The 21,243-nt window shown below is 70.6% G+C and carries 21 protein-coding genes; 17 read left to right on the top strand and 4 right to left on the bottom strand.

Going from position 1 to position 21,243, the window contains the following annotated elements:
• The first annotated feature begins 10 nt into the window (after positions 1 to 10).
• The 11 genes from CJ022_RS03890 to gspM are packed head-to-tail and all read left to right on the top strand — an operon-like array spanning position 11 to position 10,098.
• A complete protein-coding gene (locus tag CJ022_RS03890; RefSeq protein ID WP_101925375.1) occupies positions 11 to 808 on the top strand; it encodes a type II secretion system protein N in 798 nt (265 codons plus the stop codon).
• A complete protein-coding gene (gspD, locus tag CJ022_RS03885) occupies positions 805 to 2,892 on the top strand; it encodes a type II secretion system secretin GspD (protein ID WP_101925374.1) in 2,088 nt (695 codons plus the stop codon). The genes CJ022_RS03890 and gspD overlap by 4 nt, the downstream gene beginning before the upstream one ends.
• Positions 2,889 to 4,379, top strand: coding sequence for a type II secretion system ATPase GspE (gspE, locus tag CJ022_RS03880; protein ID WP_101925373.1), 1,491 nt, complete (start codon positions 2,889 to 2,891; stop codon positions 4,377 to 4,379). The genes gspD and gspE overlap by 4 nt, the downstream gene beginning before the upstream one ends.
• Positions 4,366 to 5,568: a type II secretion system inner membrane protein GspF gene (gene gspF, locus CJ022_RS03875; RefSeq protein ID WP_101925482.1), complete on the top strand. Its 1,203-nt coding sequence runs from the start codon at positions 4,366 to 4,368 to the stop codon at positions 5,566 to 5,568. Before gspE ends, gspF begins: the two co-directional genes overlap by 14 nt.
• Before the next feature lie 40 nt (positions 5,569 to 5,608).
• The gene (gene gspG, locus CJ022_RS03870) at positions 5,609 to 6,061 is read left to right on the top strand and encodes a type II secretion system major pseudopilin GspG (RefSeq protein WP_101925372.1); all 453 of its coding nucleotides are present in this window, start codon (positions 5,609 to 5,611) and stop codon (positions 6,059 to 6,061) included.
• Positions 6,058 to 6,558, top strand: a complete 501-nt coding sequence (locus tag CJ022_RS03865; protein WP_158238341.1) for a GspH/FimT family pseudopilin — start codon at positions 6,058 to 6,060, stop codon at positions 6,556 to 6,558. The genes gspG and CJ022_RS03865 overlap by 4 nt, the downstream gene beginning before the upstream one ends.
• Complete coding sequence (gene gspI / locus CJ022_RS03860; protein WP_101925370.1) at positions 6,542 to 6,901, top strand: type II secretion system minor pseudopilin GspI; 360 nt, start codon at positions 6,542 to 6,544, stop codon at positions 6,899 to 6,901. The genes CJ022_RS03865 and gspI overlap by 17 nt, the downstream gene beginning before the upstream one ends.
• Positions 6,898 to 7,512, top strand: a complete 615-nt coding sequence (gspJ, locus tag CJ022_RS03855; protein ID WP_255407550.1) for a type II secretion system minor pseudopilin GspJ — start codon at positions 6,898 to 6,900, stop codon at positions 7,510 to 7,512. The genes gspI and gspJ overlap by 4 nt, the downstream gene beginning before the upstream one ends.
• The gene (gene gspK, locus CJ022_RS03850) at positions 7,509 to 8,480 is read left to right on the top strand and encodes a type II secretion system minor pseudopilin GspK (RefSeq protein WP_255407549.1); all 972 of its coding nucleotides are present in this window, start codon (positions 7,509 to 7,511) and stop codon (positions 8,478 to 8,480) included. The genes gspJ and gspK overlap by 4 nt, the downstream gene beginning before the upstream one ends.
• Positions 8,477 to 9,601, top strand: a complete 1,125-nt coding sequence (gspL, locus tag CJ022_RS03845) for a type II secretion system protein GspL (RefSeq protein WP_101925369.1) — start codon at positions 8,477 to 8,479, stop codon at positions 9,599 to 9,601. Before gspK ends, gspL begins: the two co-directional genes overlap by 4 nt.
• Positions 9,598 to 10,098, top strand: coding sequence for a type II secretion system protein GspM (gspM, locus tag CJ022_RS03840; protein WP_101925368.1), 501 nt, complete (start codon positions 9,598 to 9,600; stop codon positions 10,096 to 10,098). The genes gspL and gspM overlap by 4 nt, the downstream gene beginning before the upstream one ends.
• 7 nt (positions 10,099 to 10,105) lie before the next feature.
• Here the strand turns inward: gspM and CJ022_RS03835 are convergent, their stop codons facing one another.
• The gene (locus tag CJ022_RS03835; RefSeq protein ID WP_158238340.1) at positions 10,106 to 11,440 is read right to left on the bottom strand and encodes an OprO/OprP family phosphate-selective porin; all 1,335 of its coding nucleotides are present in this window, start codon (positions 11,438 to 11,440) and stop codon (positions 10,106 to 10,108) included.
• 481 nt (positions 11,441 to 11,921) lie between these two features.
• Here CJ022_RS03835 and pstS point away from each other — a divergent pair, with 481 nt between their 5' ends.
• The 5 genes from pstS to phoU all read left to right on the top strand — a co-directional run bounded on the left by pstS (position 11,922) and on the right by phoU (position 16,705).
• Positions 11,922 to 13,013: a phosphate ABC transporter substrate-binding protein PstS gene (pstS, locus tag CJ022_RS03830; RefSeq protein ID WP_101925366.1), complete on the top strand. Its 1,092-nt coding sequence runs from the start codon at positions 11,922 to 11,924 to the stop codon at positions 13,011 to 13,013.
• Positions 13,014 to 13,122: 109 nt separating this feature from the next.
• On the top strand, positions 13,123 to 14,109 hold the full coding sequence (gene pstC, locus CJ022_RS03825) for a phosphate ABC transporter permease subunit PstC (RefSeq protein WP_101925365.1): 987 nt from the start codon (positions 13,123 to 13,125) through the stop codon (positions 14,107 to 14,109).
• Positions 14,109 to 14,996, top strand: coding sequence for a phosphate ABC transporter permease PstA (gene pstA, locus CJ022_RS03820; protein ID WP_101925364.1), 888 nt, complete (start codon positions 14,109 to 14,111; stop codon positions 14,994 to 14,996). The genes pstC and pstA overlap by 1 nt, the downstream gene beginning before the upstream one ends.
• A gap of 31 nt (positions 14,997 to 15,027) precedes the next feature.
• Complete coding sequence (gene pstB / locus CJ022_RS03815; protein WP_101925363.1) at positions 15,028 to 15,858, top strand: phosphate ABC transporter ATP-binding protein PstB; 831 nt, start codon at positions 15,028 to 15,030, stop codon at positions 15,856 to 15,858.
• 142 nt (positions 15,859 to 16,000) lie between these two features.
• Positions 16,001 to 16,705 carry a phosphate signaling complex protein PhoU gene (gene phoU / locus CJ022_RS03810; RefSeq protein WP_101925362.1) on the top strand — a complete coding sequence of 235 codons (705 nt, stop codon included), beginning with the start codon at positions 16,001 to 16,003 and terminating at the stop codon, positions 16,703 to 16,705.
• A gap of 463 nt (positions 16,706 to 17,168) precedes the next feature.
• On the opposite strand, the gene rlmKL is transcribed toward phoU, so the two are convergent.
• The 3 genes from rlmKL to CJ022_RS03795 all read right to left on the bottom strand — a co-directional run bounded on the left by rlmKL (position 17,169) and on the right by CJ022_RS03795 (position 20,558).
• A complete protein-coding gene (rlmKL, locus tag CJ022_RS03805; RefSeq protein ID WP_101925361.1) occupies positions 17,169 to 19,391 on the bottom strand; it encodes a bifunctional 23S rRNA (guanine(2069)-N(7))-methyltransferase RlmK/23S rRNA (guanine(2445)-N(2))-methyltransferase RlmL in 2,223 nt (740 codons plus the stop codon).
• 124 nt (positions 19,392 to 19,515) lie between these two features.
• Positions 19,516 to 20,061 carry a YqiA/YcfP family alpha/beta fold hydrolase gene (locus CJ022_RS03800; RefSeq protein WP_101925360.1) on the bottom strand — a complete coding sequence of 182 codons (546 nt, stop codon included), beginning with the start codon at positions 20,059 to 20,061 and terminating at the stop codon, positions 19,516 to 19,518.
• On the bottom strand, positions 20,058 to 20,558 hold the full coding sequence (locus CJ022_RS03795; protein WP_425490801.1) for an MOSC domain-containing protein: 501 nt from the start codon (positions 20,556 to 20,558) through the stop codon (positions 20,058 to 20,060). The genes CJ022_RS03800 and CJ022_RS03795 overlap by 4 nt, the downstream gene beginning before the upstream one ends.
• A gap of 23 nt (positions 20,559 to 20,581) precedes the next feature.
• On the opposite strand from CJ022_RS03795, the gene CJ022_RS03790 reads away from it, so the two are divergent.
• The gene (locus CJ022_RS03790) at positions 20,582 to 21,154 is read left to right on the top strand and encodes an N-acetylmuramoyl-L-alanine amidase (protein ID WP_101925358.1); all 573 of its coding nucleotides are present in this window, start codon (positions 20,582 to 20,584) and stop codon (positions 21,152 to 21,154) included.
• Positions 21,155 to 21,243: the final 89 nt, after the last annotated feature.

The raw sequence follows: 21,243 nt of genomic DNA, 5'->3' as shown, positions 1-21,243 counted from the left end.
ACGGCTCTTCATGTCCCTGATCCACCGATGGACGTTCTGGCTGCAGATCCTGCTGGCGATCATCGTCATGGTGCAGCTGGGACGCATCGGCTGGCTTCTGATCGAGCCGCTGCGTTCGCCGGAAGCCGACGTCGTGTCTGCGACGACATCCGCGCAGCCTCCCCCCCTTCTGGCCGGCCACGATCCATTCTTCAGCGGAGCGAGCGCGGCGACCGTCGCCGGCGACGCGGCAGGATGGCGCCTGTTCGGCCTGCGTACCGGCCCCGATGGCGGCTCGGCGATCCTCGCCCATGAAGGCGACCCCCAGCGGACCTTCGGTCTCGGCGAAGCGCTGGAGCCGGGCGTCGTGCTGGCCGCGGTGGCGGTCGACCACGTCCTGCTGCGCGTTGGCGGCAGCGAGCGCCGGCTGGAGATCCCCGACGATCGCGAAGACACCGCGCATGGTGCAGCCTCGGATGTGACTGCTCCGGCGGCACCCGCTCCCGTGCAGACGCCCGCCCCTGTCGTCGACACCACTGCCGCACGCGACGTCAATCCCAGCCAGCTCCTGTCGAAGGTCGGACTGCGCCTGACGCGTGAAGCGGGGCGTGTTGCCGGCTACACCCTGTTGCCACGGGGCGATAGCCGTCTGGTCCGCGCTGCCGGACTCCAGCCTGGCGACGTGTTGTTGAGCGTCAACGGCGATGCGCTCGATCCCGAGCGTCTGCCTGAAGTCCTGGCCCGCCTGCAGACCGATCCCCGCGCCGTCGTCACCTATCGCCGTGACGGACAGATCCGCACCGTCACCCTTGGAAGCGGTACCGAATGAATTTCCGTCTGCTCACGCTGTCACTTGCGATCGCCGGCGCGCTCGCCCTCCCCGCATGGCCCACGGCCGCGCAGCCCGCGCCAGCCAGCGGCAACGTGCGCATGCAGGACGTCGAACTCAAGGCCTTCATCCAGGATGTCTCCCGGGCGACCGGCACGACCTTCATCGTCGATCCCCGCGTGCAAGGGTCGGTGTCCTTCAGCCGCAGCGATTCGATGTCCAACGAAGACCTGATGGGCGTGCTGCTCGCGATGCTGCGCAGCAACGGCCTGATCGCGGTGCCCGCCGGGCCGTCGACCTATCGCGTGGTCCCCGACGATGTCGCCGCGCAGCAGCCCGGCTCGCCGCTCGGCTTCGCCACGCGGGTGTTCCCGCTGCAGCGGATCGATGCCCGCGCGGCCGCGGAAACCCTCAAGCCGCTGGTCGGGCGCGGCGGTGTCGTCGTCGCCCTGCCGCAGGGCAACCAGTTGCTGGTCGCCGACTACGCCGACAACCTGCGCCGCATCTTCGATCTGGTCGCACGCATCGATCGCGACAGCGCCAGCATCGATACGGTGAACCTGCGCAACACCTCGGCCCGCGAACTCGCCGCGACGCTCGCCGAGCTCTACGGTACCGGCGCCGACAAGGCCAGTGCGCCGCTGTCGGTGCTGCCGGTCGAAAGCAGCAATTCGCTGCTGCTGCGCGGCAATCCGGAACTCGTCGCACGTGCCGCGCGCCTGGCGATGGACCTCGACGCGCGCGCCGAGCGCAACGGCGATGTGGCCGTGGTCAAGCTGCAGCACGCCAGCGCCGAGCAGTTGCTGCCGGTCCTGCAGCAGCTGATCGGGCAGACGCCGGATGCGTTGCCCGGCAACGGCGGCATGGGCATGAACGCGGCGGCGTCGATGCCGGCCGCCGCGGCCGCGGGCGGGGCGGCGGACCTCGCCAATACCCAGATCATCTCGCCGGCCAGCGGCAAGCGACCGGTGATCGTGCGCTACCCCGGTGCCAACTCGCTGATCGTCCACGCCGATCCCGATACCCAGCGGATCCTGCTGGATGTGATCCGCCAGCTCGACGTGCGCCGCGAACAGGTGCTGGTCGAAGCGCTGGTGGTCGAGATCTCCGACGAAGCCGCCAGCCGGCTCGGCACCCAGTTGCTGCTGGCCGGCAAGGACGGTTCGATTCCGGTCGGCCTGACCCAGTTCTCCAACAGCGGTCCCGGGATCACCTCGCTGGCCGGCGCCGCCCTGGCGGGCCGGGACGACGACGACGATGACGATGACCTGGGCGACACCGCCCGCCAGGCTGCCGCCCAGGCGCTGCTCGGGCTCAGCGGCGGCCTGCTGGGGTTCGGGGCCGAGCGCGACAACCTGCTGTTCGGCCTGATCATCAATGCGGTCAAGAGCGATACCGGATCGAGCCTGCTGTCCACGCCATCGATCCTGACCCTCGACAACGAGGACGCGCGGATCATGGTCGGCCAGGAAGTGCCGATCACCACCGGCGAAGTGCTGAGCGGCAACAACGACAACCCCTTCCGCACCATCGACCGCCAGGACGTCGGCATCAATCTGACGGTGCGGCCGCAGATCAACGCCGGTGGCGGCATCACCCTGGCGATCAAGCAGGAGGTGTCGTCGGTCAACGGCACCGTCAGCAGCAACAACGACGAACTGGTGCTCAACAAGCGCGAGGTCGAGACCAACGTGGTCGTCGACGACGGCGCGATGGTGGTGCTCGGCGGCCTGCTGGACCAGAGCCAGGAAGCACGCCTCGAAAAGATCCCGGTGCTCGGCGACATTCCCGGTCTCGGCGCGTTGTTCCGCAGCCGGTCGCGCGGCAGTTCCAAGACCAACCTGATGGTGTTCCTGCGCCCGACGATCGTCCGCAACGCGGCCGATGCCCAGCGCCACACGGCGCAGCGCTACGACTACCTGCGCGACCAGAGCATGCGCGCCGACCCGGCCGCCCTGGCCGAACTCGACGCCGTGGTGCGCGACTATCTCGACGCCAACCCGCCCGTTGCGCCACCGGTCGCGCCCGCGCCGCTGCCGGCGACGCCGGTAGTGCCCGCACCGGAGCCGGCACCGCAGCCATGACCGGCGCCGTCCCCACCATCGCCTACGGCTTCGCCAAGCGCCACGGCGTGATGCTGGTCGATGCCGGCGCGCCACTGCGCGTGGCGCTGCGCGACGGCAGCGATCCGATGGCGCTGGTGGAACTGCGTCGCGTGCTGGGCGCGACCTTCGACGTCGAGACCCTGCCGGCCGGGGTGTTCGACCGGCGGCTGTCCGAGGTCTATGCCGACACCGCACTGGGCAATGCCGCAGGTGTCGGCAGCATGGACCTGCACGGCAATCTCGATTCGCTGGTCGAGGACCTGCCGAGCACGGCGGACCTGCTCGAAAGCCAGGGCGATGCGCCGATCATCCGTCTCATCAACGGCGTCATCGCCGAAGCGGTGCGGCTCGGCGCATCGGACGTGCATCTCGAATCCTTCGAATCCGCGCTGCGGGTGCGGTTCCGCGTCGACGGCGTCATGCGCGAGGCGGTCAGCCTGCCGGCCCGTATCGCACCGCTGCTGGTGTCGCGGGTCAAGGTCATGGCCCGCCTCGACATCGCCGAGAAGCGCATTCCGCAGGACGGCCGCGTGTCGCTGGCGATGGGCGCCAAGGTGCTCGACGTGCGCGTGTCGACGCTGCCCACGCGCGGCGGCGAGCGCGTGGTGCTGCGCATCCTCGACAAGGAACAGGGCACGCTGACGCTGCCCCAGCTCGGCATGGCCGGTCCCGTGCTCGATGCGATGCGCACCGCGCTGCGTGTCCCCAACGGCATCATCATGGTCACCGGCCCCACCGGCTCGGGCAAGACGACCACGCTGTACGCCGCACTCGCTGCGTTGAACGACGGCGAGCGCAACATCCTCACCGTCGAGGACCCGGTCGAGTACGCGATCGACGGCGTCGGCCAGACCCAGGTCAACACGCGCGTCGGCATGAGTTTCGCCGCCGGGCTGCGCGCGATCCTGCGCCAGGACCCGGACGTGCTGATGGTCGGCGAGATCCGCGACGGCGAAACCGCGCAGGTCGCCGTGCAGGCCAGCCTGACCGGTCACCTGGTGCTGTCGACGGTGCATACGAACGACGCCGCCGGCGCGATCACGCGCCTGCGCGACATCGGCATCGAACCGTTCCTGCTCGCGTCCAGCCTGCGGCTCGTCGTCGCCCAGCGCCTGCTGCGCAAGCTGTGCCTGCACTGCCGCCGGCCGCGCGCCGCGGAGGATGCGGTCAACGCACTCGCCGCCGGCCTGCCGCAGGGCGTGCTGTACGACGCGACCGGCTGTCCGCAGTGCAACCACACCGGATATGCGGGCCGCCTGGGCATCCACGAGGTCATCGTCATCGACGAGCGCGTGCGGCGGCTGATCGCCGACGATGCCGGCGAGGACGCGATCGCACAGGCCGCGTTCGCCGGTGGCGGCCGGCTGGCCGACGCCGCGCGCCAGTGCGTTGCCGACGGCCTGACCACGCTGGAAGAAGCGGTGCGCGTGACCCGCCAGGAGACCGATGGCGATGGCATCGTTTGAATACGCCGCGCTCGACGCGCAGGGCCGCATGCGCACCGGCACCATTGCCGCGGCCGGCCCGCGCGAGGCGCGAGCGCAGCTCGAATCGCGCCGGCTCGTGCCCGTTCGCCTCGACGCGGCGCGCGCGCGCGAAGGCGGCGTCCTCGCGGGCGGCCGTTTCGGCACGCGCGATCTGGCGCTGCTGACCCGGCAGCTGGCGACCCTCGTCGCGTCGGCGCCGCTCGAGGAAGCGCTGCGCACCATCGGCAGCCAGAGCGAGCGCCGCGGCGTGCGCCGGGTGGTGATGGCGACGCATGCGCAGGTGCTGGAGGGCCGGCGGCTGGCGGATGCGATGGCCCAGCAGGGCAAGGCATTTCCGCCGCTGTACCGGGCGATGGTCGCGGCGGGCGAAAGCTCGGGCGCGCTGCCGGAGATCCTCGAGCGCCTCGCCGATCTGCTGGAGCGCCAGCAGCAGTTGCGCGGCCGCCTGATCGGCGCGCTGGTCTATCCCGCCGCGCTGTCGCTGACCGCGGGCGCGGTGGTGCTCGCGCTGATGGCCTTCGTCGTGCCGCGCGTCGTCGAGCAGTTCGATTCGATGGGCCGCGAACTGCCGCTGCTGACCCGCATCGTCATCGCGATTTCCGACGCGGTGACAAGCTGGGGCTGGCTCGGCCTCGGCCTGGCCATCGTGGGCGCGGTGGTGTTCGCGCGCCTGCTGCGACGGCCCGCGTTCCGTCTGCGCATCGATGCGCTGCTGCTGCGGCTGCCGCTGCTGGGCCGCCTGCTGCGCGACCTGCACGCGGCGCGCATGGCGCGCACGCTCGCCATCATGCTCGACAGCGGCCTGCCGCTGATCGAAGGCCTCGCGATCACCGCGCGCACGGTCGGCAACCGGGTGCTGCGCGGCGCCACCCTCGACATGGTGACGGCGATCGACGAGGGCAGCAGCCTCACGGCCTCGATGCGCCGCGCCGGCGTGTTCCCGCCGACCCTGCTGTACATGGCCGGCAGCGGCGAAGGCAACGGCAGGCTCGGCCCGATGCTCGAGCGCGCCGCCGATTACATGGAGCGCGAGATCGACACCTTCACCAGCGCCACGCTGAGCCTGCTGGAGCCCGCGATCATCGTCGTGCTCGGCGGCGTGGTGGCGCTGATCGTGCTGTCGATTCTGTTGCCGATCCTGCAGTTCAACTCGCTGGCGCTGGTCTGACCCGACCGCCGCCGACGCCATCCTCTCCCCACGCACAGGCATGCCCATGCATCTCCGCCACCGCCAACGCCCGCGACCGGCCAGCGCCGGTTTCACCCTGATCGAGCTGATGGTCGTCATCGTCATCATCGGCCTGCTCGCCACGGTCGTGATGATCAACGTCCTGCCCAGCCAGGATCGCGCCATGGCCGAGAAGGCGCGCGCCGACGTGTCGCTGCTGGAACAGGCGATCGAAACCTATCGGCTCGACAACCTCACCTACCCGCGCACCGAACAGGGCCTGCAGGCGCTGCTGCAGGCGCCGCCCGGCCTCGCGCGCCCCGAGCGCTATCGCAAGGGCGGCTACATCCGCCGCCTGCCGGCCGATCCCTGGGGCAACCCCTACCAGTACCGGATCCCCGGCCAGAGCGGCGCCTTCGACGTCTATTCCTTCGGCGCCGACGGCACACCGGGCGGCGACGCCGACAACGCGGACATCGGCAACTGGCAGTGATCCGGCGCCATCCCCATCGGCGTCACTCCGGCCAGGCGTCGCGCCCGTTACGCGGGCGCGGCTTCACCCTGCTCGAGGTGCTGGTGGTGGTGGCGATCATGGGCATGGCCGCGACCGCGGTGATGCTGACCCTGCCCGACGACGACGCGACGCTGTACCGGCAGGCCGACGACTTCGGTCGCAGGCTGCAGCACGCGCGCGACGAGGCGATTCTCGGCGGCCGCACGATCCAGGTGTCGGTCGACGCCGCGGGCTACCGCTTCAGCCGCCGGGACTTCGGCCAGTGGCTGCCGTTCGACGAAGGCCCGTTCGGCGCGACCGCCTGGGACGCGGGTGTCGAGGCCGCGCTGCCGCCGCGCCAGCCGCGACTCGGGTTCCGCTTCGGACCGACCGGCGACGGCGACGCGCAGACCCTGCGCCTGGTCCGCGGCGATGCGCGCGTCGACATCAGCGTCGAGCCGGCCGGCAGTGTGCGGATCCATGCGCCCGGCCGCTGACCTGCAAGGCTTTTCGCTGATCGAGCTGCTGGTCGCGCTGGCGATCGTGGCGCTGATCGCGGCCGGGCTGCTCAACCTCGCAGGCGAAAGCACCCGCACCGCCGCCCACCTGGAAACCCGCGTGATCGCCGCCATCGTCGCCGACAATCTCGCCGCCGATGCCCTGCTGGCCGACGCGGGCGCGCTGGCGCGACCGTCGGACGGCACCACGCGCGTCGCCAGTCGCGACTGGCGCTGGCAGCGCCGGGCCACGCCGGCCGGCGAGGCCGGCATGCTGCGGATCGACATCGAGGTGACCGACCAGGACGGTCAGCTGGCCGGTCAGGCCTGGGTGTTCCGGTGAGACGTCTTCCGCTACGCAACCGCGCGCGCGGCTTCACCCTGGTCGAGGTGATGGTCTCCCTGGCGGTGTTCGCGCTCGTGTCCGCGGCGGCCGTCGCCATCCTCGCGTGGACGGCCGACCACCAGGGGCGGATCCGCGAGCGCATGGACCGGCTGGCCGAACTGCAACGCGCGCATGCCCTGCTGAAATCCGATCTGTCGCAGGCCGCCTTGCGCCGGATCCGCCTCCCGGACGGACGCCTGGCGCGCAACGCCTTCGACGCGGCGCCGCCCGGTGCACGCGCCGGCACGCTCGTCGCCTTCGTACGGCGCGGCTGGGAAAACCCGGACGGCGAACCACGCGCGTCGCTGCAGTACGTCGAGTACCGGCTCGTCGATGGCCGCCTCGAACGCAGCGCGCGCACCGCACTCGACGGCGCACCCGCCGACACGTCGCAGATCGTATTGACCGGCGTCGAGTCCATGGACCTGGGCTTCCATTCGTACCGGCAGTGGAGCGACGGCTGGACCGGTGGCGCGGAGACGTTGCCCGACGCCGTGCGCTTCGACATGACGCTGCGCGACTTCGGCGCCGTGCGCCAGGTGTTCGTACTGCCGGAGGCCGCGCTGTGAGCCGCTGCGTCCGCCAGCGCGGGACCGCGCTGCTGTCGGTCCTGCTGATGACGGTCGTCATGGGCGTGCTGGTGGTGGCGATCCTCGACGACGTGCGTTTCGGGCTGCGCCGCAGCGGCAACGCCGAAGCTGTCGCGCAGGCACAGCGGTTCGCGCTCGGCGCCGAAGCGCTGGCGCGGCGCCGGGTCGCGGAACTGGCGCGCGATGGCGTCGGCACCGCCGAGTGGTCCGGCAAGCCGATGCTGTTCCCGATCGAGAACGGCCTGGTCCGCGCGTCGCTGCGCGACGGCACCGACTGCTTCAATCTCAACAGCGTCGTCGACGGCGTGCCGGACCAGTGGATGCGGCGGGAGATCGGCGTGCGCCAGTACGTCGCCCTGCTCGGCGCGATCGGTTTCAGCGCCGCGCAGGCCCAGGCGCTGGCCGACACGCTCGCGGACTGGATCGACACCGATGCGCAGCGCGCGCCGCTCGGTGCGGAAGACAGCACCTACCTGTCGCGGCGACCGGCGTACCGCACGGCCGGCACGCTGCTGGCCGAACCCAGCGAATTGCGGGCGATCCACGGTTACGAGGCCGCGATCTATGCGCGGATCCGTCCCTATGTCTGCGCGCTGCCGCAGGCAGCGCTGTCGCCGGTCAACGTCAACGCACTCGCGCCGGAGCGGGCAGCACTGCTGACGATGCTGACCCTGGGCGCCGTGCCGCCCGACGAGGCGCGCGGCATGCTGGCCGCACGCCCGGCGCGAGGCTGGCACGACCCGGCCGCGTTCTTCGCGCAACCACAACTGGTCGCGGCGAACTTGCCCAATGACATCTACGACCAGGTCGCGCTGCGCAGCGACTGGTTCGTGCTGGAGGCCGACGTCGAATACGCCGGCGCCCAGGTGACCCTCAATGCGCTGCTGCAACAGGAAGGCGCGCGTCCCGCGCGCCTCGCCGCCCGCCGCTGGACTCCCGACGAATGACGCCCCCCACCCTCACCCGCCTGACCCTGCTGCCGCGCGGCGACGCGCGCGCGGCCAGGATGTGGTGGCTCGATGCTGCCGGCACGATCGTCGCCGACGGCGCCGCGCCGCCGCGTGCGACACCCACCGCGGCGCGCGTGCGCGAAATCGTCGCGGTGCCGGGCGAAGCGGTGCGTCTGCTGTCGCTGGAAATCCCGACCCGGCTCCCCGCCCAGGCGCTCGCCGCCGCGCGGTTGCTGGTCGAGGACAAGACCGCGGTCGCGACCGGCCTGCACATCGCGATCGCGCCACCCGGTGACGACATCGCCGCGCCGCGGCTGGTCGCCCTCGCCGACACGGCCGCCATGGACACCTGGCTGGGTCAGTGCGCCGCGCTCGGCATCGTCCCCGACGTGCTCCTGCCCGACTGCCTGCTGCTGGCACCGGCGGACGACGGCGCGCTGGTCACCGCGCCCATCGAGGACATGCTGGCCGTCCGCACGACGGATCTGGCCTTCACCGTCGAGCCGGCGCTGGCGGGCGCGATCATCGCGGACAGCCCGACGCGTCCGCTGGCCGCTGCCGATGCGCCTACCGCGCTGGCGGCCGGCGCGCTGCGCGTGGCCTCGTCGCCGTCGCTCGACCTGTTGCAGTTCGACTACGCGCGACAGGATCGAGCCGGGCGACGCCGTCGCCGGCGACTCGTCGTGCTCGCGACCCTGGCCGTGCTCTCCCCCCTCGTCGTGCTCGGCGTCCAGGCCCTGCGCGATTCCGCGTGGGCGCACTGGCTGCAGCTGCGCGCGGACGTCGTCGCCCTGCAGCACGACCCGACGCTGATCGGCAGCGACCAGCCCGCCGTGTCGCTGCAAGCGCGGCACGCGAGCCGCGCGGCGCCGGTCCTGCTCGCGCTGCAGTCCGCCGGCCTGTTCGACGCGCTTGCACAGCTGCCGGGCGCGCGCCTCGACAGCTACGAGTTCGCGCCTGCGACCGGTCTGCGCGTCGGGCTGGTGCACACCGACGACGCGGAGTTCGACAGCTTGCGCGAGCTGCTCGCGCCGCACGGCATCGAGCCGGTCGCACTCGATGTGCAACCGGTCGACGGTGGGCTGCGCAGTACCGTCTCGCTGGAGCGCCGCCGATGAGCGCCGTCGACGCCCGCGTCGCACGGATCGCTGCCTGGTGGCGCGAGCGGCAACCACGCGAGCGCGCGATGCTCGGCGTGATGGCGGTCCTGGTCGCGGCGTTCGTCTACGTGTACGGCCTGCTGCTGCCGTTGCGGCAGGCGCGCGATACGGCGCAGCTGCGCCAGCAGGATGCCGCCACCGCGCTGGCGGACGCGCGGGCGAACGCCGCGTCGCTCGCGACGCTCGATTCGACGATGCCGGTCCCGCCGGCCGATGCCGCGACGCTGCGCACCGCGGTGCTCGACGGCGCGGCGCGCGCGGGCCTGGGCATCACGCGCGAGAGCACCGGCGACGACGGCAGTCTCGTCATCGAAGTCGAGACCGCCACCGCCGGCCAGTTGCTCGGGTTCCTCGATGCGCTGCGCCAGCGCTACGGGCTGGCCCCGACGACGCTGAGCGCCGCCGCGACCGATGGCCAGCTGCGGGTGCAGGCCGCGTTCGTGCCCGCCCCCTGACCCGGGTCTACCAGCTGAACTGCGTGCGCAGCGCGTACTGCGCGGTCTTGTCGCCGTTGACGTGGTTGTCGCCGCGCACGTAGTTGAACATGAAGCGCAGGCTGGGATTGAGGTAGTAGTTGAGTCCGACGATGACGCTCGAGACCTCGCGGTCGCCGAGGTCGCGGTTCTCGATGACGTCGTAACGACCGGTCAACTCCCACAGCCCGCGATCGGTCGCGCGCGGGGCGCCGAACACGCCCGTCGCCGGCTTGTAGGCGTGGTGCCCGCCGTTGAGCAGCCAGCTGCCCTGCAGGTACCACGTCATGACGTCCTGGTCGCCGCCGATCGGCTGCTCGAACGTCGCGTCGACGTACTCCGCCTGGAAGAACAGCGGACCGAACGTGCCGGCGGCTTCGACGCCCGCCGCGGTGACCTTGCCGCCGCTGTCGCCGGCGACCGTCGCGATCGACTGCGACGGACCGCGACGACCGGCGTAGCTCGCGGACGCGGCGAGATCCGCCGAGCCCTGGTTGGCATTCTCGACACTGGCCCAGCCGCCGAAATGCAGGGTCTCGGTGTCGGTGGCGATCGGCGCCCAGGTCACGCGACCGGAGGCACCGACGCCCTCGTTGCGGGTGCCCGAGGCGCCGCGCAGGTTGAAGACGGTGAAGCCCGCGGTGTAGTGATCGCCCGCGCGCCGGTAACCGACGCCCTGCTGGAACTGCCTGCCGTTGAAGAGGCCGGTCGCGGAAGCGAACGGCCGCTCCATCATGAGGATGTCGTTGGAGCTGGTCAGCTCTTCCATCGACCGGTACGGCTTGAAGTGGCCGATGGTGAGCGTGCCGCCCCACAGGTCGGTCGCGATGAAGGCATCGCGCAGGCCGTCGAGGTTGCTGCCCGCCGCGAAATCCTGCTCGAGCTTGTACTCCCAGCCGTAGGCCAGGCCTGCCAGCGTCAGACGCGCGCGGCGGAAGTCGGTCGTGCCGGTGGTATCGGCCTGGTCGCGATCGAAGGCATACGCATCGAAGTGGATGCGTCCGCTCAGCGAGGCTTCGAACTCGCCATCGGCCGATTCCACGCGCAGTCCGCCGCGCGTCGCGACCTTCGGGGCATCGGCCGCGGCCGGCGCGGGCGTCACCGGAGGCGCAGGCGCAGGCGCGATCACCGGAGAAGGTGGCGCAACCGTCGCTGCCGTCGCCTCGTCCTGCGCTGCACGTTGTTCCAGCGCATCGACCTTGGCCTGCAGCGCCGCCAGCTGCGCTTTCAGTTCTGCGAGTTCGCTGCGCTCGGAGGAGGCGGCAGCGCCGGGCGCGAGGCCGGCGCCGAGCGCCAGGACGAGGGCCAGGGGCGTCTTGTGCATGTCGGATTCTCTGGTGGGGGAAGCGCGGGAGCCGCCGCGATGGCGCGGATTATTACACTTGCGCGTCAGTCTGGCCCCGTCGTCTTTCGCGTTTCGGACGACGTGGGATGCGATGCCACGACGCTGCAACCCGGCCGCCATCGTGGCGTCATGGTCCAGCGATGCAATGGCGTGGACGCGATGATCGCCGGCCCGAACCGGCTGGCCGCATGCAACGCCGATGGGCGTCCGGGGCGGACAGCGCGCCGTGACCGGAACATCTGCGGACCCCTGCCGCTGCGAACGCGTGCCGCATCCAGCTCTCCTCTTCGGGCCTGCGGGCCCGCTTTTTTTTTGCCGGATGGAGAGAACATGGTTCCATGGAGGCCACGGACCGCCGGCCCCGTGGCACTGGCGGCCTGTCATATCAGTGCAACAAAAACATCATTAAATGCGCGTACCGGGTGACGCAGCGCGTTGTCGCCCCCTCTTGGAGTTAGACATGTCCCGTCAAATGGTCCGCATGGGCGCGCTCGCCCTCTCCACGGCATTCTTCCTGGCCGCCTGCGGCGGCAACGCGGATGCACCCGCCGGCCAGACCGCCGACGGCGCGCCTGCCGCGGGCCAGCCCGCCGGCGATCGCGTCACCGCCAACGTCTCCGGCGCGGGCGCCTCGTTCATCTATCCGCTGGTCTCGAAGTGGTCGGCCGACTACAACGCCGCGACCGGCAACCGCATCAACTACCAGTCGATCGGCTCGGGCGGCGGCATCGCCCAGATCAAGGCCGGCACGGTCGACTTCGGTTCGTCCGACAAGCCGCTCGACAGCGCCGAACTGCAGGCCGCGGGCCTGGGCCAGTTCCCGTCGGCGATCGGCGGCGTGGTGCCGGTGCTCAACGTCGACGGCCTCGAGCCGGGCCAGCTGAAGCTGACCGGTGCGCTGCTGGCCGACATCTTCCTCGGCAAGATCGCGACCTGGAACGACCCGGCGATCGCCGCGCTGAACCCGGGCGTGTCCCTGCCGGCCGGCAAGATCAGCGTCGTCCACCGCTCGGACGGTTCGGGTACGACGTTCAACTTCTCGAACTACCTGTCGAAGGTCAGCCCGGACTGGAAGTCGACCGTCGGCGAAGGCACCTCGGTGCAGTGGCCGGGCGGCGTCGGCGGCAAGGGCAACGAAGGCGTGGCCTCGTACGTGCAGCAGATTAAGGGCTCGATCGGCTACGTCGAGCTGGCCTACGCGCTGCAGAACAACATGCCGTACGCCTCGCTGCAGAACGCGGCCGGCAACTGGGTGCAGCCGAGCGAGGAAAGCTTCGCCGCCGCGGCCGCGGGCGCCGACTGGGCGAATGCGCAGGACTTCAACCTGGTTATCACCGACGCCCCGGGCGAGAACGCGTGGCCGATCACCGCGACCAACTTCATGCTGATGCACAAGCAGCCGAAGGACGCCGCGCGCAGCCAGGCCGCGCTCGATTTCTTCAAGTGGGCCTTCGAATCCGGCCAGGCCCAGGCCAGCGAACTGCACTACGTGCCGCTGCCGCCGGAGCTGGTACAGCAGATCGAGGCCTACTGGGCGGCCGAGTTCCAGTGATGCAAGTGACGGTGCGCCCGAGGGGCGCACGGTCGTTCCGGGGGCGGCGTCGTGACGCCGTCGCCCGCCAGCGAGTCTCCCCATCACGCGCACCGGGCTGCCCTTTCCGATGAACGCCACTGCTGTCCCCACGTCGACCGCGGCCATCACGTCCGCGCCGACGCGCCGCGACATCCGCGACGCACGCGCCGACCGCTTCTTCCGCATGCTGCTGACCGCCACCGTCGTCTTCGTGATGCTGGCGCTCGCCGGCGCCGCGCTGTCGATGCTGTGGGGCGGCCGCGACGCCCTGTCGTCGCAGGGCCTGTCGTTCTTCACCACCGCCGACTGGAATCCGGTCGAGAACCGCTACGGTGCGCTGGCGCCGATCGCGGGCACCATCGTCACCGCGTTGATCGCGATGATCATCGCCGTGCCGGTCAGTTTCGGCATCGCCTTCTTCCTGACCGAGGTCGCCCCGCGCTGGTTGCGCGGCCCGGTCGGCACCGCGATCGAGCTGCTCGCGGGCATTCCCTCGATCATCTACGGCATGTGGGGCCTGTTCGTGCTCGTGCCGGTGATGACGACCCATGTCACGCCGTGGCTCAACGATCACCTGGGCACGATCCCCGGCATCGGCATCCTGTTCCAGGGACCGCCGCTGGGCATCGGCACGCTGACCGCCGGCTTCGTGCTGGCGATCATGGTGATTCCCTTCATCTCCTCGGTGATGCGCGAGGTGTTCCTGACGGTGCCCACGCGCCTGAAGGAATCCGCCTACGCACTCGGGTCGACCAAGTGGGAAGTCAGCTGGGACATCGTGCTGCCCTACACGCGCTCTGCCGTGATCGGCGGCATCTTCCTCGGCCTCGGCCGGGCGCTCGGCGAGACCATGGCCGTCGCCTTCGTCATCGGCAACTCCGTGCGACTGACGCCGTCGCTGCTCGAGCCGGGCACGACGATCGCCGCGCTGATCGCCAACGATTTCGGTGAAGCCACCGAAACCTACCGTTCGGCGCTGCTGCTGCTCGGCTTCGTGCTGTTCATCGTGACCTTCGTCGTGCTGGCGATCGCGCGCCTGATGCTGATGCAGCTGTCCCGCAAGGAGGGCAAGTGATGGCCAGTGTCGTCACCGAACGCGAGCGCCAGGTCGCCGACCGCCTGCATGGGCGCCGTCGCTTCACCAATGCGATCGCCGTCGTGCTGGGCTGTCTGGCCGCGGCATTCGGCCTGTTCTTCCTCGGCTGGATCCTGTGGACGTTGATCTCCAAGGCGGCCGGCGGCATCAACCCGGCACTGTTCACCCAGATGACCCCGCCGCCGATGCAGGACGGCGGCCTGCTCAACGCGTTCTTCGGCAGTGCGGTGATGTGCGGTCTGGCGATCGCGATCGGCACGCCGCTCGGCGTCGCCGCCGGCACCTGGCTGTCGGAATACGGCCGGGCGCGGAAGTTCGGCACCGTCGTGCGCTTCATCAACGACATCCTGCTGTCGGCGCCGTCGATCGTGCTGGGCCTGTTCGTCTACACCGCCTTCGTCATGCAGACCGGCGGCCGCTTCTCGGCGCTGGCCGGCGCGATCGCCCTCGCCTTCATCGTGCTGCCGGTCGTCGTGCGCACGACCGACGAGATGCTGCAGCTGGTGCCCACGCAGATGCGCGAGGCCGCGCTGTCGCTCGGCGTGCCGCATTGGAAGGTCATCGTGCAGGTGATGTACCGCAGCGCGTCGGCGGGCATCGTCACCGGCATCCTGCTGGCGCTCGCCCGCATCTCCGGCGAAACCGCGCCGCTGCTGTTCACCGCGTTCGGCAACCAGTACTGGAACAACAACATCATGCAGCCGATGGCGAGCGTGCCGGTGGTGATGTACCAGTACGCCGGCAGCCCGTACGAGTCCTGGCAGCAGCTGGCCTGGGCCGGCGCGCTGGTGCTGACCTGCTTCGTGCTGATCGTCAGCCTCGCCGCCCGCGCGCTGCTGTTGCGCAACAAGATCGCGAACGACTGACCCCAATGACCCATCTCGACTGGATCCGGCCATGAACGACCTCCACACCGCCCCGCCGTCGCACCGCTTCTCCGTGGCGACGCAGCCGCGCGAGGTGCAGTCGCCCACGCCGGTCAAGATCGCCGCGCGCGGCCTCGACTTCCATTACGGCGACTTCCACGCGCTCAAGGGCATCAACATGGAAGTGCCCGAGAAGCGCGTGACCGCGCTGATCGGCCCGTCGGGCTGCGGCAAGTCGACGCTGCTGCGCATCTTCAACCGCATCTACGCGCTGTATCCGAAGATGACCGCGAGCGGCGAGCTGCTGCTCGACGGCGAGAACATCCTGTCGCCGAAGTATCCGATGAACCGGCTGCGCAGCAAGGTCGGCATGGTGTTCCAGAAGCCGGTGCCGTTCCCGATGACGATCTTCGAGAACGTCGCCTACGCGATCCGCCACCACGAGAAGCTGTCGAAGGCCGAGCTCAACGTCCGCGTCGAGCAGGCGCTGACCCAGGCCGCACTGTGGAACGAGGTCAAGGACAAGCTGGGCCAGAGCGCGCTCGGCCTGTCGGGCGGCCAGCAGCAGCGCCTCTGCATCGCCCGCGCCGTCGCGCTGCGCCCGGACGTGCTGCTGCTCGACGAGCCGACGTCGGCGCTCGATCCGATCTCCACCAGCCGCATCGAACAGCTGGTCGAGGAGTTGAAGGTCGATTACACGATCGTCATCGTGACCCACAACATGCAGCAGGCGGCACGCGTCTCGGATTACACGGCCTTCATGTATCTCGGCGACCTGATCGAACACGACACCACCGAAACCATCTTCTCCAATCCCTCGAAACAGCAGACCGAGGACTACATCACCGGCCGGTTCGGGTGAGGCAGCCAGCTTGCGCGGCATTGCCGCGCGGCCTGCCGAACGCCACGCGCGCTGCGCGTGGCCGGACGCGCGTAGTCTGCCGGTTCCCAGTCGACCCAAGCTCCGCATCGCACATCGTCGCCACTCTTCCAGGTTCCCCGCCATGCCCAACCAACTGAACGACCACATCGTCAAGAGCTACGACGACGAGCGCAGCCGTCTGACCAACGAGATCCTGCGCATGGGCGAAATGGCGGCCGCGCAGCTGGAGTCCGCACTGGACGTGGTCGAGCGTCGCGACGACAAGGCCGCCGAGCGCATCATCGCCAACGACGACGCCATCGACGCGCTGGAACACGAAGTGAGCCAGGACGTCATGAAGCTGGCGCTGCGGGGCCCGATGGCGCGCGACCTGCGCGAGATCCTGGCCGCCCTGCGCATCGCGGCCGACATCGAGCGCATCGGCGACTACGCGGCCAACGTCGCCAAGCGTTCGACCGCTCTGAACCTCGCGCCGCCGCTGCCCTACACCCGCGGCCTCACCGTGATCGGCCAGCTGGCGGCCAAGCAGGTACGCGAAGTGCTCGTCGCCTTCCACAACAACGACGCCGCCGCCGCCGAGCGCGTCCGCGCGCAGGACGCCGAGATCGACACGCTCTACACCGGCCTGTTCCGCGAGCTGCTGACCTACATGATGGAAGATCCGCGCGCGATCACTCCGTGCACCCATCTGCTGTTCATGGCCAAGAACATCGAACGCATCGGCGACCACGCGACCAACATCGCCGAGAACGTCTGGTTCCTGGTCCACGGCGACGAAGCCTTGCCGCCACGCGACAAGCGCGACGAGACCAATACCGTCACCTGAGCGCAGCGCTGCCCGCGTCTTCGGGCTCGCACCGGACGGACCGGTTCCTCCCCCGTGCCGTCCGGTGTCTGCCCGCTTCATACCGATCGCGCGCATGACGTCCGGCGTGGTCGCACAAGTACCGCCGCGCCGAAGCGATGACGCGTCGAGCGTGACGTGGTGATACCGAGGCGTCGTCGGGCGCACGACACGAATCCCGCGGCGCCGAGCCGTTGCGCCCTCCCGCCGGTGGCGAGCTGCTGCATCAGGGCGCACCCGGAATCCGGGGCTTAGAAAGTTTCCGGGCGCCGTCAGCCCCACGCACGGTCGGCGCGATTCCCGCGCCTATCGACGCGTCGAATCGATGCCCGATGCCTTCGCGCACGCAAGGCCGACCCGTTCGCACTTCCCTGTAGAAGCGCACCGGCGCGCGATACGTGGCCTGCGCACGACTCCAGGTGCGGAGATGCACAGACCGCGCGGATCACAGCGCCGTCAGCTTCCACGCACGGTGGATCCGCGCATTGCGCGCGAAATCCGGCGGAATCGTCGAGGCGGTGATGTCCTCGATGCGCGCGAACGTCGACACCGCGGCCTCGTCCAGCTTGAAGCGGCGGAAGTTGTTCGAGAAGTACAGCGCCCCGCCCGCCGCCAGCCGCGCGACCGCCAGCGACAGCAGGCGCACGTGCTCGCGCTGGATGTCGAAGTCCCTGGCACGCGCGGAGTTCGAGAACGTCGGCGGGTCGCAGAAGATCAGATCGTACTGGGCGCTCTCCGCTTCCAGCCACTGCAGCACGTCGGCCTGCACCAGCCGGTGCTTCGCGCCACCGATGCCGTTGACGCCGAGGTTGTCGGCGCACCATTGCAAATAGGTCGCCGACAGGTCGACGGTCGTCGTCGTCCGCGCGCCGCCGACCGCCGCGTGCACGGTCGCCGCGCCGGTGTAGCCGAACAGGTTGAGGAAACGCGTGTCGCCGGCTTCGTCGGCGAGGCGCAGGCGCATCGGCCGGTGGTCGAGGAACACGCCGGTATCGAGGTAGTCGAACAGGTTCACCCGCAGGCGCACGCGGCCCTCTTCGACGACGAGATATTCGTGGCGTGCATCGAAGCGGCCGTACTTGCTGCCGCCCTTGCCCTTCGCGCGCGTCTTGACCGCGATGCGCTCGCGCGGGATACGGAACACGTCGCGCGCCGCCGCGAGCACGTCGTTGAAGCGGCTCCGGGTCACGGTCTCGGGAATCTCGGCCGGGGCCGCGTATTCCTGCACGTGCAGCCACAGCGCGTTGCCGTCCGGCGTGCCGTCGTCGGCGGCGATGTAGACGTCGATCGCGGCCGCGTATTCCGGCAGGTCCGCGTCGTAGGCGCGGTAGCAGCTGACGCCTTCGCGTTCCCGCCAAGACTTGAGCTTGCGCAGGTTCTTGCGCAGGCGATTGGCGACCATCGTCGCACCGTCCGACAGGACGATGTCCGTCGCCTCGGTCGACCGCTGCGGCGGCTGCACCGGATCGCAGACGATCAGGCTGCATTCGATCGCGCCGTTGAACACCTGGTACTTCTTGTGCGCGCGCAGACCGGTGGCATGCGCCAGCTCGGCATCGCCGCACAGCAGCGCTGCGCGCCAGGTCGGCACTGCGCGGCGCAGCGCGTTGCCGAGCGACCGGTACAGCGCCGGATCCGCCGCCAGACGCGCGTCGTACGGCGGATTGCAGGCGACCAGCCCCTTGGCCGGTTCGCCGCCCGCGTCGGCATCGCCGTCGGCCGCGGCCGCCATCGCGTGCGCCGGCGGCCGTGGCGTCTTCAGCATCGCCATGTCGGCGATGTCCCAGACGATGGCATCGCGCAGGCCGGCGGCGGTGGCGTTCTCGCGCGCCGCACGGATCGCGTGCGGGTCGAGATCGCTACCGAAGAACGCGGTGCGCAGCGTGTCGCGACCGGCGCGCTCGCGGCGCAGCGCATCCTCGCGGATCGTCTGCCAGTGCGCGGCATCGAAACCGTGCCAGCGCGACGGCGGACGCCCGGGCCTGATCGCATTCGCATCGCGCGACAGGCCCGGCGCGACGTCCGCCGCGATCAGCGCGCCCTCGATCAGCAGCGTGCCGCTGCCGCACATCGGATCCAGCAGGCTGCCGCCCTCGGCGTACAGCGCCGGCCAGCCGCCGCGCAGCAGCACGGCCGCGGCCAGGTTCTCCTTCAGCGGCGCTTCGCCCTGCGCGCGGCGCCAGCCGCGGCGATGCAAGGGGCCGCCGCCCAGATCCACCGACAGGATCGCGCGTCCCTTGCGCACCACCAGGTTCAGGCGCAGGTCCGGCGCCTCGACATCGACGTCCGGCCGCTCGCCGCTGTGCTCGCGCAGACTGTCGACGACCGCGTCCTTGACCCGCTGCGCGGCGTAGCGCGCGTGGGTGATCGCATCGCCCGATACGTGGGCATCGACCGCCAGGGTCTGCGTGGCATCGAGATGGTCGTGCCACGGCACCGCGCGCGCGCCGGCGTACAGCGCGTCCTCGTTCTCGCAGGCGTAGTCCGCCAGCGGCCACAGCACCCGGCTGGCGAGGCGCGACCACAGCACCGCGTGCTGCGCGTCGTGCAGCGTGCCTTCGACGTTGACGCCGGCCATCGTCGCCGTCGCCTTCGCGCACCCCAGCGCAAGAAGTTCGTCGGCGAGCAGGTACTCGAGCCCCTTGGCGCAGCTTGCGAAGAATTTCATGGACACACACCACCTCGAAGAATGAAACGGTCCCGCGTGCCGCGGACTGCGGCAGCGGGGACGCGGTGCACACGCGATGCGGCAGGAACCGGCGCACGACCGCAACGCACATGGGACACGGGGACTACAGCGACGCCAGCAGCGCGCCGAAGGCCTCGGCGGACGCGTCGACATGCGCCGACAGGCGATGCGCGTCGTCGACCAGCAACAGGCGACCGCGACGCGCGGCGGTCCAGCCGACGACATCCGCCGCCGGGATCAGTTCGTCGTGCCAGCCGTGGATCACCGACAGCGGCACGTCGGCCGCCTGCAGCGGATGCGCGGCATCCAGGCGCACCGGCGGCGCCATCAGGAACAGACCGGCGACCGGCACGCGCTGCGAGACGTGACCCGAGATCCATGCGCCGAGACTGGAACCCGCGAGCACCAGCGGCCCGCGCCCACGCGCGGCGGTGGCCAGCGCGAGCAGGCGCTCGATGCGCGCGGCGACATCCCCCAGCGCGCTGATCTCGCGCTTCGCGTCGAGATCGGTGTAGTCGGGGCGCTCGTGGGTCCAGCCGAGGCGCCCGGCGGCATCCGCGAGCGCGGTGACCTTGGTCGCGTCCGGACCGCTCTCGAAGCCGTGCGACAGGATCACGTGGCCGCGCGCGCCGTGGACCGACGCTCTCATGCGTCCACCCACTCGACCGCATCGCCGAGCCGGACGATGCCGCCTTCGACGATCCGTGCGCACAGGCCGCCCATGCCGCGCATCGCGTTGTATCCGCCGGCGCCGAGCGCCGACTCCATCCGCGAGCAGGGATCGCAGGGATCGGTGCCTTCCAGCACGACGTCGCCGACCCGGAACCGGCGGCCTTTCAGCGCGATCAACGGAATGCCGGACACCACCAGATTGCGACGCAGCGTGGCCGGCGCGAGCGCCGCATGGCCGGTCAGCGCCGCGATCGCCGGCAGATGTTCGGCCTGCAGCAGGGTCAGGCCGCGCTTGCCGCTGCCGCCCGCATAGCGGTCGCCGTCGAGCCCGCCGCCGGTGGCTGCGCGCGCCTGCGCGACGACCGTCATCGGCACGTCACGGGCCGGACGCAGGCCGATCCAGTCGACGCGCCCGGGGCGCGGAAACTGCGTCATCAGGGCGTGCAGATCGGAGCCCGGCGGGGGATTTCTCATGCGCGAATGCTAGCATCCGGGCCATGCCCGCCCCCCCGTCCGCGGCCGCGATCTCGCGGCAACCGCTGCCCTACGTGGACCGTCTGGCGACGCGCGACATCGCCGACATCGCGCTCGTCGTCATCCACTGCACCGAGCTGCCGGATCTGGCGACGGCCCGCGTTTACGGCGAGCGCCTGCTCTATCCCGAGTCCGGCACCGGCAACAGCGGCCACTGGTACATCGACCGCGACGGCCACATCGTCGAGTACGTGCCGCCGGGCCATGCCCGCCCCCCCGTCCGCGGCCACAACGCGCAGGCGGTCGGCATCGAGCTGGTGAACACCGGCCGGTTCCCGCACTGGCTCGACAGCCGCCACCAGGCCATGGAGGAGACCTATCCGGCGACGCAGATCGACGCGCTGGTCGCCCTGCTGCGGCAGCTGCGCGCGACGCTGCCGGCCCTGCGCACGATCGCCGGTCACGAGGACCTGGACACGGAGCGGGTGCCGGCCAGCGACGATCCGACGATCCTGCTGCCGCGCAAGCGCGATCCGGGCCCGCGTTTCCCGTGGGCACAGGTGCTCGCGGCGGTGGACCTGCAACGCCGCAGCTGACGCCCGCCCACGCGCACGCCACGCGGACACGCGGGGCTTCAGCGCCGGCCTCCTATAATTGCCGTCGCCCGTCCGCGCGCCGGGCGAGT

Source organism: Luteimonas rhizosphaerae (assembly GCF_002849595.1).
GTDB classification, from domain to species: domain Bacteria; phylum Pseudomonadota; class Gammaproteobacteria; order Xanthomonadales; family Xanthomonadaceae; genus Luteimonas; species Luteimonas cellulosilyticus.
The sequence above is the reverse complement of the archived record's forward strand: the minus strand, read 5'-3'. Positions and strand labels throughout refer to the sequence as shown.

Bases quoted from the DNA above. Each gene is read 5' to 3' on its own strand.
- gspD (WP_101925374.1), top strand. From the start codon at position 805: ATGAATTTCCGTCTGCTCACGCTGTCACTTGCGATCGCCGGCGCGCTC.
- pstC (WP_101925365.1), top strand. From the start codon at position 13,123: ATGAACGCCACTGCTGTCCCCACGTCGACCGCGGCCATCACGTCCGCG.
- gspE (WP_101925373.1), top strand. From the start codon at position 2,889: ATGACCGGCGCCGTCCCCACCATCGCCTACGGCTTCGCCAAGCGCCAC.
- CJ022_RS03790 (WP_101925358.1), top strand. From the start codon at position 20,582: ATGCCCGCCCCCCCGTCCGCGGCCGCGATCTCGCGGCAACCGCTGCCC.
- CJ022_RS03835 (WP_158238340.1), bottom strand. From the start codon at position 11,440: ATGCACAAGACGCCCCTGGCCCTCGTCCTGGCGCTCGGCGCCGGCCTC.
- CJ022_RS03800 (WP_101925360.1), bottom strand. From the start codon at position 20,061: ATGAGAGCGTCGGTCCACGGCGCGCGCGGCCACGTGATCCTGTCGCAC.
- CJ022_RS03890 (WP_101925375.1), top strand. From the start codon at position 11: ATGTCCCTGATCCACCGATGGACGTTCTGGCTGCAGATCCTGCTGGCG.
- phoU (WP_101925362.1), top strand. From the start codon at position 16,001: ATGCCCAACCAACTGAACGACCACATCGTCAAGAGCTACGACGACGAG.
- gspL (WP_101925369.1), top strand. From the start codon at position 8,477: ATGACGCCCCCCACCCTCACCCGCCTGACCCTGCTGCCGCGCGGCGAC.
- gspG (WP_101925372.1), top strand. From the start codon at position 5,609: ATGCCCATGCATCTCCGCCACCGCCAACGCCCGCGACCGGCCAGCGCC.
- gspI (WP_101925370.1), top strand. From the start codon at position 6,542: ATGCGCCCGGCCGCTGACCTGCAAGGCTTTTCGCTGATCGAGCTGCTG.
- gspM (WP_101925368.1), top strand. From the start codon at position 9,598: ATGAGCGCCGTCGACGCCCGCGTCGCACGGATCGCTGCCTGGTGGCGC.
- pstA (WP_101925364.1), top strand. From the start codon at position 14,109: ATGGCCAGTGTCGTCACCGAACGCGAGCGCCAGGTCGCCGACCGCCTG.
- pstS (WP_101925366.1), top strand. From the start codon at position 11,922: ATGTCCCGTCAAATGGTCCGCATGGGCGCGCTCGCCCTCTCCACGGCA.
- rlmKL (WP_101925361.1), bottom strand. From the start codon at position 19,391: ATGAAATTCTTCGCAAGCTGCGCCAAGGGGCTCGAGTACCTGCTCGCC.
- pstB (WP_101925363.1), top strand. From the start codon at position 15,028: ATGAACGACCTCCACACCGCCCCGCCGTCGCACCGCTTCTCCGTGGCG.
- CJ022_RS03795 (WP_425490801.1), bottom strand. From the start codon at position 20,558: ATGAGAAATCCCCCGCCGGGCTCCGATCTGCACGCCCTGATGACGCAG.
- gspF (WP_101925482.1), top strand. From the start codon at position 4,366: ATGGCATCGTTTGAATACGCCGCGCTCGACGCGCAGGGCCGCATGCGC.